Here is a 12,021-nt window from a genome sequence, read left to right as displayed (position 1 = left end):
GATTGGGGAATTTTTTTCACGTCTCATTTTCTTCCACTATAAGGTTAGATTTTCAAACCCCGATCTGATTTTACAGTATTTAGCAAGTCCCAAATATTCTGATTTATATCCTCTTAATTGTAAAATCTTCTTTGGAAGACCTTTCAAGGCATGGCGATTGGACTTATAAAAGCATAGAAATTAACTAATAAACGATAAATACTATGGAAACTATAAGCAAAGCAACTTTATCCAATCATTTAAAACTTGATACCAAGGAGATGACTCATATCTCCGATAAATTGAACGATCTTTTATCAGACTATCACATCTTCTATCAAAATGTTCGAGGATTTCACTGGAATGTAAAAGGTGAGAATTTCTTTGATCTACATGTGAGGTTTGAGGAATTATACTCCAAACTGTATGAAAATATCGATGAGCTTGCCGAGCGAATCGTAACAATAGGTTTTGTGCCTTTACATTCCTATTCAGATTACCTGAAGCAAACCATTCATAAGGAAATTACGGATGTAAGTAATGGTGAGGAATGCGTAAAGCATGTGATTAATGGACTGGGAATTTTGGCACATTCACATCGAGCCGTAGCAAAAATGGCTGATGAAGCCGGAGACATTGCCACTGCTGATTTATTGACTCAGTTTCTGGGTGATTTGGAGAAGCGAATGTGGATGTTCACCATGTTCTCGAAATAAGTTTCAGAATACAGTTTACAAAAAAAACCGAAGCGAATGCTTCGGTTTTTTTTGGTTTATATCCAGCTATGATTTACGCTAAGGCCTTCTGGCAGAATTCAACGCATTTCTGTACTTCTTTTACAGCATCAGAACCTTCAGGAACTTGATATTCCAATTCTATGGTCGCTGGGAATTTATACTTGTTCTTTTTCATCATTTGAAGCATTTCCCCGATTGGTGTATCACCAGTTCCCCAGACCACATTGCCTTTGCCGTTTGCCGGAGTAGTTCGGTCTTTGGTGTGCATGCTCAGGATTCTGCTATGCTGTTTTTCTATTAATGGGATAAGATCTGTTTGTCCCGCTGCGATGTAGTGACCTGCATCTAAATTCAGTCCGTTTTTTGGGCTTTGGGTAAGAGCAGTATCCCAAAAAGTAAAGGTCTCTTGCTCATGACCATGGTAGCCTACTGCCATTCCATATTGCTCTCCCATTTTTCCAAGCTTGAGCGTATGCGCATCATCAGAAGGGTGCTCTAAAGTGATATGTGAAGCGCCGAGTGCTTTTGCTGCTTTCATTCCATAGGCGATCTCAGCATCGGTATTATTCTTTCCAAAAGCACTGGGCTTAAATGCATAGATACTTACTCCAGCATCTTTGTACATTTTTCGAAATTGCTCAAACTTCTTCATGTCAGCCGTAGCTCTCCAAGCGGCTACTTCTTTCTGGTAAGCATCGCCTTGGGCACGAAGTTCATCAAGTTCTTTCGTTTCATCTGCAGTCAGTTCTTCCCCGCGACGTGCTTTTCCACCAAGCTGAAACATCCGCATCCGATTGATCGGGGAGACAGGCATACCAGCAAATGATTCCGCAGGATCACCCATAAGTTCGATCGCGCTTAATCCACTGTCTTTTACATATCGAAGCGTGGCTTCTGCACTTTGGTCCGGCATAGTTCTAAAGCTATAGGTGATGCAACCGATCTGAACTCCGTTGATTAGAGAATTCGGTTTGTTGAAATTCCGGATAATTGAAGGTGCTCCTTGGAGCCAAGTAGGAGCGGTGACTAAGGCTGCTGCGCTCATTGCTGATTTGATGAGAAAATCTCTTCTGGTTTTCATAGGTTATTAGGGTTTGTTAGTGTCGAGTTTTGAATAGTACAATTTAACATATTTCAGAGAAACCGCTTTTAAAATTAGATAAAGGGTCAATTCCGAAGGACAGCTGAGCTATTCAGCTGCATTTATTAACTTTCGGGTAAATCCCCCCTTAAATCAAAGGTAGCATTTCAATGATTTTATTCGCTTTCTCATCTTATCCGCTTTTATCATGAGCACTTCCAGTTCTATTAAAAAAAGGATTTTGGAAGGAGTTTTCCTATCTGAATTTCAATTTCAGACTTCTCGAAGTGGAGGTCCAGGTGGGCAAAATGTCAATAAAGTAGAGACTAAAGTGCAGCTCAACTTTGATATTGCTGCATCTCCAAATCTCACTGAGGAGGAGAAAAGCATCCTTTTTAACAAGCTGAAAAATAAGATTACGGAGGCTGGGATTTTGCAGATAACGGCTCAGGAAAAGCGCTCTCAACTTTTGAATAAGGAGATCACAATCAAAAAGTTTAATGAGTTGCTCCGCAAGGCTTTCGAACAAAAGAAAGTACGAAAAGCGACTAAGCCTGGGAAAGGTGCTATCGAAAAGCGATTAAAATCCAAGAAAGTCAATGCGGAGAAGAAAGCCAACCGAAGCTGGAAGCGAGAGTAGGCAGTATTCAGTTCACAGTGAGCAGTTCTCAGAGGGCAGTAGGTAGTTAGCAGTTTTCAGAGAGCAGTTTGAATCGTCTTAAATAGAGTTGACCGTTTTGGATTTGTTTTCAGCTTCTTTTCTAAAAGCTTGTTAATTTTTAACTAAATCCGATTTTTTCTAACCCTTACTTTTGACTTCTTAAATATTATTTGATTTATTAGTTCAAATTTTTAAATCTTTTAGTTTATGATTAGAACGATAAAAATACTCGCAATCTTCCTTTTGCTTCCGTTAGCCTCATTTTCGCAGGAATTGATCAAAAGTGAACTCCAAAGAAGATGGTATGCCGCCGACGGAAGTAATGAATTGATTCTAGCTGTCCAGGATGATTTTGCCTTGTTTCAAGGTGAAATCTGGGAGATCACAGAAGTAGATTCAAATGCATTACAGCTTAGCAAAGCTGACGGAAAAACAGAAATTACCTTTCAGCAAAAAGGCGCTAATATTTTACTGGAATTTGATGGTTTGTCGAATCAGGTGCAGTTAGAGAAGAAGGTTAGCACGTCCAATAAACCACGCTCTACCGCATCGATTGCGGGTGATTTTCTGAGAATGGATCAGGTCATGTTGCAAGGTGTCATCATTCCAAAAGGTGAAATGCCAAAGACATTTTCAGTTATCTACAATGACGCTTTTGCAGATGATCAAAAGAAGTTTGTGGCAGATGTAGATGAAAAGGGACGCTTCAAAATCATTTTTCCTTTGGAGGTTCCGCAAAGTATCATGATAAGAGCAGGCGAAGCTTTCACTACAATGATTTCTAAGCCAGGCGCAAAACAAGGCCTGATAATCGATGAAGCATCATTTTCAGTAAACGGCTATGAATCTTGGTATCAAGTGAAGCAGTTGGATTTTATGGGGGACTTAGCCTTAGAAAATGAGGAGCACCGACTACTGAACCCCGAGTTCATGAAAATCAGAGCCTATTTCGAAAATGACAGCATGGTCAAGTCACTTGATGCGGATGCTTACCAAGCTTATAGACTCAAGTTGATGGAGCGACATCAACAATTTTATTCCAATTACTTTGATTCTGTGGAAGTGAGTCCGATAATCAAAGATTTTAGCTTTAGAAATACCCGAATCAATGCTGCTGATGACATGATGCGGTACATCTGGCTTAGTGGAATGAAACCTGGAGGAGGCCCGATAGAATTGGCAAAAGTCTCGGAAGAATATAGATCCAAAGCCTTGAGTCTAGTCAATAATGAGGTAGAAGAAATGATGGCTACAGAATATCCAGGTTTTGTTCGTGAAATAGCCATGTCCTCAGCGCAAGGGAATCGAAAGGAACTAATGGATAGTTATATCGATAAGGTTTATGAATTCTTAAAGTCAGAAAACTTTCCCGATTCCACGATGAGCAAAATCGAGGATTGGAAGGCAAGTCAAGTGGATCGGAACGTTCCCAATGATGCCATGCAAATGAATCCTGAAATTACAGCCCTTTTTAAGCAATACAGTGAGGTGTTGATGCCTCTTTATCAGGAAGCGAACTGGGAGATTCTAAAAAAGAAGCTGGGTACTTATAATCCATTCTTGGGTTCAAGTGTTGTAGCTGTTTTTATAGACCAAAATTTTCTAAGTAGTGGCTTGGATGTTCCCGAGAATATTCTCGCTGATTTAGATCATTTGGACCTCAATCCTGCAATAAAAAAAGGGATTTTGGAAGATGTGGCTGACTTCGAAATTTTGAAGAATAAGAAGTTTGTTACCGGTGTGGAAATCTCCGAATCAACTGAAAACATCTTATTTCAAATCAAAGAAAAGCACAAAGGAAAAGTCGTCTATGTGGATGTGTGGGCTACTTGGTGTGGACCTTGTATTTCTGAATTCAGCTATTTGAAGGAACTCAAAAGCCAAGATTTAGAAGATGTGGTGTTTGTGTATCTCTGTGCCCAATCCTCGGAGGAAGCCTTTACCACCATGGTTAAAAAGTTTGAGTTGACCGGGGATAATTACTTCTTGAATGCCAAGCAATATCAAATCTTTGACAAAGAAGTTGAAATAGCCGGTTTCCCGACTTACCTGCTTATCACCAAAGAGGGTAAACTGGTGCGGGAGGGAATTAACAGACCAAGTTCAGGAGATGCATTGGTGAAGCAATTGAAATCATTTTCGAAGCAAGGGATCGATCCTGAGTAATTGAAAATCAAATTTAAAATAGATCAAAAAGGCTAGGTAGAATCTAGTCTTTTTGATTTTTCAATCGATCCTCAATTTGCTTTTTTAACCTTTTAGCGAGGGTATGTTTCGAATCCAATGAAAGTGTTTGGTTCACCAAGAATTCAGCTTTTTTCCATTCTCCCATTTCAAAGTTTAATATCGCCTCAGTAAATGCGATGGAAGGAAATCCATTACTTGAAAGTCTCTTTTTGAGCTCTTCCAAAGCTTCTTCTGCTTTGTCGAAATCTTTTAATTCGGCCCATAATTGAGATTTGTAGCTGATTAAAAATGGGTTGCTTTCTATTCCAAGATTCTCATCCGATTGAATGCTGTCCAAGGCAGCGGCAGCTCCATGGATACTATGAATTACTTCAATGTATTCGGCTCGGACATAGATTTCTCTCGGATATAGGTCTAAAAAATCCCCAAAATTTTTGAAGGAAGCTTCATAGAAATGAGTCACTTGTTCAGGGTTGATTGCTATTCCACGGTCCTTTGAGTCGATCAATTCCAAGCTTCCCAGATATACTTCCAAAAGTTTGGATTCCCAGGAAGAATCAGCCTGAATACTTTTGAGTTTGTTATAAATGGAAGCTCGCTCTGCAGGATCATTACTGATTCTTCCCACCTGTGCCCAAGCCAATAGAAACTCAGGATCAAGCCTCGCTGCTTCTCGATAAGATTCCTCAGCTTTAGTCCATTCACCCAAATCCAAAATTTCTTCCCAGCCTCGGAGGTAAGCCTCACGGGCCTGATCCGACTTAGTTCCATAGTCAAAATTGGGAGTTTGAGCTAAACAGAGAAAAGGGAGAATTAGAAAAAATAAGAAGGTCAATTTCACGTCTATAATTTTAATTGTCACCCGAAAGAGATTGAAATTTCACGTTTCGAAAGCGAACTTCCCCAGTTCCCATTGCTTGAAGGGCGATATAACCCTCAGCAAGGCTGCTGTCTTTTAGGTCTGCGGTTGGGATATCATTGATCCAAGCTTGAAGATGATCTCCCTTTATTTGGATTTTATAGGTATTCCATTCTCCAATTGTCTCCACATAGTTGAGCGGAGTAGCTCTATTTACAATCGCCCCAGTCCGAAAGTCCTGATTTGGATGTAGATCCCAGATATTGATTTCGTAGCAATCTGTAAAGCTGATCTCCTTGTTTTGACAACGAATATAAATGCCTGAATTGATCGTACTATCTGGTTTAAATTCGAGTTCGAGGATAAAATCAGTGTACTTATTTTCAGTCATTACAAATCCGACACTGTCTTTTACAGTGCCTATCAATTCACCTTCATTAAATTTCCATTCAGCTCCTCCAAAAATTTGCCAGCCGTCAAAGTTTTCGTTCAACATTTTCTCCTTTTGGTCACAAGATGAAAAGCAGAAAAAAATCAAGGCTATGGCCAAATACCTTGAAAAAGGCTTAAAATAATTTTGCTGATTGAGGTTTTTCCGAAACATGATTAGGAGGATAGTTTTAAGCTAGAATGAGAAATTTGTCAAAATATAGTTCTCTGAATTTCAAGAAACCAGAATATTCTCTGTTTAAAATTATTCACCTATAATTCTTACCAACAGCTTTTCGCAGACTTTTTCGCTTAAGGTTTCTCGTTCGTTTTTCAAATAACTCACGACCATACTTTGGTCGTAGGCCTCTTTGGAGTGAATGCTGATTTGAGTTCCAAGGCTCAAGTTTCTGCTGTTTAGAAATTCTAAAAACTCCGTGGAGCTATTGGTTAGAGCAGCCAAAACTACTGTTTGTCCAGCTTCGCAATCTGCCAAATTCACGTAATGGGTTTCTTTGATTCTGCCCATTTTATCAGGAATAGGAGATCCATGGGGGTCAATGGTTGGAAAACCTAAAAGCTCATCCATTCGCTCAAAAAATTTCGGTGCATGAATATGCTCCACCTGCTCGGCAATAGCATGTACCTCTTCCCATCCAAAACCCATCTTATTGACCAAAAACATTTCCGTCAACCGATGTTGACGAATGACCAAAGCAGCGGTCTTTTGTCCTTCTGGAGTCAATTGAACAGGTTTGTATTTTTGATAAATCACCCAGCCGTTTTTTTGCAGGGTTTTTACCATACTATTGACAGTGGGCATACTGACTTGAAGTTGCGCAGCCAATTCGGAAATATTCACTTCTCCGGCTGAGTTGGCGAGGTTAAAAAGTGCTTTGAGGTAATTTTCTTCGGTTTGAGAAGCCATGCAATCTTGTTTTGAAAATCAAATATGTAAAAATAAAAGTAAAATCTATTTTGTTAGAATAGTCTAACTTTTTACTTTTGTCGTATCTAAATAAAAAATTTGGATACTCTTATGTCTCGATATTTACTTTTATATTCCGTTCTGTTTCTCAGTACTGCGTTTGCTCAAGCCCAGACGCTTCAGGGAAAGGTTATTTCCGGAGAAGAAGGAGTGGAGTTTGCTAATGTCTGGATCAAAGAACTAAATACCGGAGCTGTGACAGATAGCTTGGGAAACTTCTCCATTAAAGTTTCGGAAACTGGTAAGTATACCGTTCAGGCTTCCAGAGTCGGTTTTCAGACTTCACAGATTCAAATTACGCTTCCGCTAGCAGCTCCATTAATCTTTCAACTTACCGAACTTGATGGTGGCTTGGACGAAGTGGTGGTCAGCGGCACGATGCAGGAAGTATCCAAACTCGATAGTCCGGTTCCCGTGGAAGTCTACTCTGGTAATTTTTTTAAGGCGAATCCTACGCCCTCTATTTTTGAATCGCTTCAAAACGTCAATGGCGTTCGGCCACAGGTAAATTGTAATATTTGCAATACCGGAGATATTCATATCAACGGTTTGGAAGGACCTTATACCATGGTACTGATTGATGGGATGCCGATTGTCAGCGGACTGGCAACTGTGTATGGATTGACAGGGATTCCCCAAGCTTTAATCGACCGGATCGAAGTAGTGAAAGGCCCCGCGTCTACGCTTTACGGTTCGGAGGCAGTAGGTGGCTTGATCAATGTGATCACCAAAAACCCGCTGAATGCGCCGCTTTTTTCAGTAGATGGATTTGCAACAGGCTGGGGAGAAGTGAATCTGGACCTTGGGATTCGATCAAGTTTGGGATCAAAAGTGCATTCACTTACAGGGATTTCAGGTTTTTATTATGATAACCCAATAGACAATAATGGAGATGGAATGACTGATTTGACACTTTCCAAGCGGATTTCCATCTTCCAAAAAATTCAAGTTGACCGACCAAATAATCGTGTTTTCAATGTGGCAGCTCGCTATGTATATGAGGATCGTTGGGGCGGGCAGATGAACTGGACGACTGCAAATCGGGGAGGAGATCAGGTTTATGGGGAAAGTATCTATACCAGTCGATGGGAAACTTTCGGGATATGGCAGTTGCCCAGTTCTGAAAATCTGAATTTTCAATTTTCGGCCAATGGACATTCGCAGAATTCAGTATATGGAAATACCATTTACATCGCTGATCAATACATTGCTTTTGGGCAATTGACTTGGAATAAAACCTTGGGAAAAAATAATTTCCTATTGGGGACTGCCTACCGATTTACGCATTATGATGACAATACTCCTGCAACTTCATCTGACTTGGGCGACCAAAATAAGCCTTCAGTTATTCATCTTCCGGGGATTTTTGTGCAGGATGAATTGAAAATCACTCCAACTCAAAGTTTGTTGCTTGGAGGTAGGTTGGATTTCAATTCAGTTCATGGTTCAGTTTTTTCACCAAGAATCAATTACAAGAAGTCTTGGAATGATAATACGACGATTCTCCGACTTTCTGCCGGAAATGGTTTTCGTGTAGCCAATGTTTTTACAGAGGATCATGCAGCTTTTACAGGAGCGCGGGAGGTGGTTTTTACGGAGGAACTTCGGCCTGAAACCAGTTGGAATACCAATGTGAATTTGGTGAAGAAGATCTACACCAATGGCGGTACATTTATCGGAATCGACGGTTCTGCTTTTTATACCTATTTCACCAACCGAATCGTCCCAGATTACGAAACTAATCCGAATCAAATCATTTATGGAAACTTAGATGGCTCAGCTATTTCTCAGGGAGTTTCCATGAATTTGGATTTTGCTTGGGCAAATGGCTTGACCCTGACGGGTGGAGCAACGCTAATGGATGTGAGTTTGGAGGAAGATGGGATCCGAACCAGGCAATTGCTCACGGAGCGTTTTTCAGGAGTTTGGTCTATCGGTTATGAATTTTTCAAATCAGGATTAAAAATCGATTACACCGGAAATGTCTATAGCCCGATGAGATTACCGCTGCTTGGCGAGCTTGATGACCGAGACGCTTATTCTCCTTGGTTTAGCATTCAGAATATCCAACTGACTAAGTCTTTTGGGGAAAAATGGGAAATCTACGGAGGAGTGAAAAACCTGTTGAATTTTACGCCTCCGGCAAATTCAATCGCAAGAGCATTTGATCCTTTCGATCGGGGAGTAGCTTTTGCCGCAGATGGTACGGTGATTCCTACGCCAGAAAATCCTAACGCATTGACTTTCGATCCAACCTATGTTTTCGCTCCAAATCAAGGGAGAAGAGGTTTCTTAGGGTTGAGGTTTAGGGTTCAATAGCACTGATCAGATTTAAAAATTGAAAGATTTTAAAATTACTTCAATTCTAGTCTAGGATCATCGCCGAAGGCATAACGCCATTTATTCCTGTCTGCCTTGGTTGGACCTTGGGTGCAACCCATGGCAAACACGAATCACATATTTTTCCCTTCCGCGCAGGATTTCAATTTGAAAAAGCATGAAAGTGCGGGAGGCTGGAAACGGATTTTAATTCAGGATTGAAAATCCTATGGTTATGATTCGACTCAATGCTAAAGACACATCTCATATAATTTCATAAATTGATTGAGACTTTTCTTGATCTTAAGGAATGAAGCCTCATGATCTATCATCAACTCAAGTCACAGAAGAATAAATAAATCTGGAATTTATGACATTAAAACTCTCAAGAGTATTGCTCACTGTTTTGCTAGGAATCAGTATTCTAGGTTGTGAGTCCAATAATGAAAACAAACTACTTATTGAAGGTTTGCAAGAACCTGTCGAAATTATTAGAGATGAATGGGGTATCAATCATATCTATGCAAATAATCAGCATGATTTATTTTTTGCACAGGGATATGCCGCGGCAAAAGACCGGCTATTTCAATTTGAAATCTGGAGACGTCAATCAACCGGAACAGTAGCGGAAATTCTAGGGGAAAGTGAATTGAAACGAGACATCGGCACAAGACTCTTTAAATACCGAGGGGATTTAACAGAAGAAATGAATCACTATCATAAAGACGGTGAAGAAATCATCAATGCCTATACCCAAGGAGTGAATGCCTATATAGAAGAGATCTTGGCTACTCCGGATCAGCTTCCAATCGAATTTAAAATCCTCAATATCGTTCCTGAAAAATGGACATCAGATGTAGTCATTTCAAGGCATCAAGGTCTTTTGGGTAACATCGAAGATGAATTAGAGATAGCACAAGCTGTGGCAAAATTAGGCGTTGAAAAAGTCAAAGATTTAAATTGGTTTCATCCTAAAGATCCGGATCTCAACATTGACCCAATCATCGATCAAGAGCTGCTTTTCGATAATATTTTAGAATTATATAAAGCCTATCGTAAGCCAGTTCAGTTCAAGAAAAGTGATGTTCTTCCAGAATATAGAAATTCAAAGAGTGAAAATCCGATCGCAACAGTGTTTGAAGAGAATGATGCAGCTTTTTCTATCGGTAGTAATAACTGGGTGGTGAGTGGAGCACTCATGGACGATGGCAACACGTATATGGCCAATGATCCGCACAGAACCATCGCCATTCCCTCACTTCGGTATATGGTCCATTTAGTGGCCCCAGGATGGAACGTAATCGGTGGAGGTGAACCAGAAATCCCAGGAATATCTATCGGTCACAATGAATATGGTGCATGGGGGCTTACCATCTTCAGTACTGATGGGGAAGATTTGTATGTGTATGAATTAAATCCAGAGAATAAAAACCAGTACCTGTATAATGGAAGTTGGGAAGACATGAATGTCATCACAGAGACGATCAAAGTAAAAGGTCAAGCTGATGTAAACGTAGATCTTTCATACACTCGTCATGGCCCGGTCACTTATATAGATTCTGTAAACAATAAGGCTTATGCCGTTCGCTGTGCATGGCTCGAACCAGGCGGTTCGCCTTATTTAGCCTCATTACGGATGGATCAGGCAAAAACCTGGGAGGAGTTCCGTGAGGCCTGTACCTACAGTCATATTCCAGGTGAAAATATGATTTGGGCAGACAAAAAAGGAAATATTGGCTGGCAGTCAGTTGGTATAGCTCCCATTCGCAAAAACTTTAGCGGTCTTGTTCCTGTGCCGGGTGATGGCAGATATGAATGGGACGGCTATTTACCTATTATTCAAAAACCCAATATTTTAAACCCATCAAAAGGTTACTTCGCCACGGCTAATCAGAATGTGACGCCCCCGGATTATGAGCATTGGGATGCGATTGGGTTTTCTTGGGCAGACCCCTTCCGGGGAGAACGAATTGAAGAAGTGCTTGACGCTGGGAAGAAATTAACCATGGAGAGTATGAAAGCCTTGCAGGTTGATTACCAATCCATTCCCGCCAGAAGGTTGGTTCCTTTTCTAGTAGAGCTACCTCTTACGGGCAAATCTGCTGAAGCAAAGGACAAGCTTCGAGCTTGGGATTTTACTTTAGATCCAAATTCCATTGAAGCTGCTATTTATGTGGCCTGGGAAAATGAGATCAGAAGTCTAGCGGCATCTAGATTTATTCCTGAGTCTGGAAAAGGCATAATCAAAAGCATTCAAATGCAGAAGATAATAGACTGGATTTCTGCTCCTGATAGCAGATTTGGGCTAAATCCTAATCAAGGGAGAGATCAATTTCTTGCTGATGCATTTGTAAATGGTATAGCCTACCTAGAAGAAACGCTTGGTGAGGACATGAATAAATGGCAATACGGTCAGGAGAAATTCAAGCACACCTATATGGCTCATGCTTTAGGAGAATTGGTAAACGATGAGCTCAAAGCAAAACTGAACCTTGGTCCCTTGCCTCGAGGGGGCAATTCATATACCCCAGGTTCAACGGGTGGGAATAATAGACAAAGCTCAGGCGCCTCTTTTCGGATGATCGTGAATACAGGAGATTGGGATGCTGCTGTTGGCACGAATGGACCTGGGCAGTCGGGAAATCCTGAAAGCCCTTTTTACAGCAACTTATTCGAACCTTGGGCAAAAGATCAATACTTCCCTGTGTATTATTCTCGTGATAAGATTGATTCTGTTGCAGTGGATAGGATGCTATTGAGTCCTAAAAAATAGGCTTTGTT

At 40.6% G+C, this 12,021-nt stretch carries 9 protein-coding genes; 5 read left to right on the top strand and 4 right to left on the bottom strand.

Annotated elements, in window-relative coordinates; all coding sequences use genetic code 11:
* The first annotated feature begins 203 nt into the window (after positions 1 to 203).
* Positions 204 to 695 carry a Dps family protein gene (locus tag BVC88_RS13085; RefSeq protein ID WP_075351142.1) on the top strand — a complete coding sequence of 164 codons (492 nt, stop codon included), beginning with the start codon at positions 204 to 206 and terminating at the stop codon, positions 693 to 695.
* Between the two features lie 73 nt (positions 696 to 768).
* On the opposite strand, the gene BVC88_RS13080 is transcribed toward BVC88_RS13085, so the two are convergent.
* Positions 769 to 1,797 carry a sugar phosphate isomerase/epimerase family protein gene (locus BVC88_RS13080; protein ID WP_075351141.1) on the bottom strand — a complete coding sequence of 343 codons (1,029 nt, stop codon included), beginning with the start codon at positions 1,795 to 1,797 and terminating at the stop codon, positions 769 to 771.
* 208 nt (positions 1,798 to 2,005) lie between these two features.
* Here BVC88_RS13080 and arfB point away from each other — a divergent pair, with 208 nt between their 5' ends.
* Positions 2,006 to 2,437 carry an alternative ribosome rescue aminoacyl-tRNA hydrolase ArfB gene (gene arfB / locus BVC88_RS13075; protein WP_075351140.1) on the top strand — a complete coding sequence of 144 codons (432 nt, stop codon included), beginning with the start codon at positions 2,006 to 2,008 and terminating at the stop codon, positions 2,435 to 2,437.
* Between the two features lie 228 nt (positions 2,438 to 2,665).
* Positions 2,666 to 4,624 carry a TlpA family protein disulfide reductase gene (locus BVC88_RS13070; RefSeq protein ID WP_075351139.1) on the top strand — a complete coding sequence of 653 codons (1,959 nt, stop codon included), beginning with the start codon at positions 2,666 to 2,668 and terminating at the stop codon, positions 4,622 to 4,624.
* Between the two features lie 43 nt (positions 4,625 to 4,667).
* Here the strand turns inward: BVC88_RS13070 and BVC88_RS13065 are convergent, their stop codons facing one another.
* The 3 genes from BVC88_RS13065 to BVC88_RS13055 all read right to left on the bottom strand — a co-directional run bounded on the left by BVC88_RS13065 (position 4,668) and on the right by BVC88_RS13055 (position 6,861).
* Complete coding sequence (locus BVC88_RS13065; RefSeq protein ID WP_075351138.1) at positions 4,668 to 5,507, bottom strand: tetratricopeptide repeat protein; 840 nt, start codon at positions 5,505 to 5,507, stop codon at positions 4,668 to 4,670.
* On the bottom strand, positions 5,497 to 6,000 hold the full coding sequence (locus tag BVC88_RS13060; RefSeq protein WP_075351225.1) for a 3-keto-disaccharide hydrolase: 504 nt from the start codon (positions 5,998 to 6,000) through the stop codon (positions 5,497 to 5,499). Before BVC88_RS13060 ends, BVC88_RS13065 begins: the two co-directional genes overlap by 11 nt.
* A gap of 198 nt (positions 6,001 to 6,198) precedes the next feature.
* Entirely contained in the window at positions 6,199 to 6,861 is a 663-nt protein-coding gene (locus tag BVC88_RS13055; protein ID WP_075351137.1) for a metal-dependent transcriptional regulator, read from the bottom strand.
* A 111-nt stretch (positions 6,862 to 6,972) separates the two neighbouring features.
* Here BVC88_RS13055 and BVC88_RS13050 point away from each other — a divergent pair, with 111 nt between their 5' ends.
* A complete protein-coding gene (locus BVC88_RS13050) occupies positions 6,973 to 9,240 on the top strand; it encodes a TonB-dependent receptor (RefSeq protein ID WP_075351136.1) in 2,268 nt (755 codons plus the stop codon).
* A gap of 370 nt (positions 9,241 to 9,610) precedes the next feature.
* A complete protein-coding gene (locus BVC88_RS13045) occupies positions 9,611 to 12,013 on the top strand; it encodes a penicillin acylase family protein (RefSeq protein WP_075351135.1) in 2,403 nt (800 codons plus the stop codon).
* The last annotated feature ends 8 nt before the right edge of the window (positions 12,014 to 12,021 follow it).

It is taken from the genome of Algoriphagus marinus, from assembly GCF_001936475.1.
Taxonomy (GTDB): Bacteria; Bacteroidota; Bacteroidia; order Cytophagales; family Cyclobacteriaceae; genus Algoriphagus; species Algoriphagus marinus.
Note: the sequence above shows the minus strand (reverse complement) of the source record. Positions and strands in the feature narration are given on the sequence as shown.

Coding starts and splice junctions, on each gene's coding strand:
- BVC88_RS13085 (WP_075351142.1), top strand. CDS start 204: ATGGAAACTATAAGCAAAGCAACTTTATCCAATCATTTAAAACTTGAT.
- BVC88_RS13080 (WP_075351141.1), bottom strand. CDS start 1,797: ATGAAAACCAGAAGAGATTTTCTCATCAAATCAGCAATGAGCGCAGCA.
- arfB (WP_075351140.1), top strand. CDS start 2,006: ATGAGCACTTCCAGTTCTATTAAAAAAAGGATTTTGGAAGGAGTTTTC.
- BVC88_RS13070 (WP_075351139.1), top strand. CDS start 2,666: ATGATTAGAACGATAAAAATACTCGCAATCTTCCTTTTGCTTCCGTTA.
- BVC88_RS13060 (WP_075351225.1), bottom strand. CDS start 6,000: ATGTTGAACGAAAACTTTGACGGCTGGCAAATTTTTGGAGGAGCTGAA.
- BVC88_RS13055 (WP_075351137.1), bottom strand. CDS start 6,861: ATGGCTTCTCAAACCGAAGAAAATTACCTCAAAGCACTTTTTAACCTC.
- BVC88_RS13050 (WP_075351136.1), top strand. CDS start 6,973: ATGTCTCGATATTTACTTTTATATTCCGTTCTGTTTCTCAGTACTGCG.
- BVC88_RS13045 (WP_075351135.1), top strand. CDS start 9,611: ATGACATTAAAACTCTCAAGAGTATTGCTCACTGTTTTGCTAGGAATC.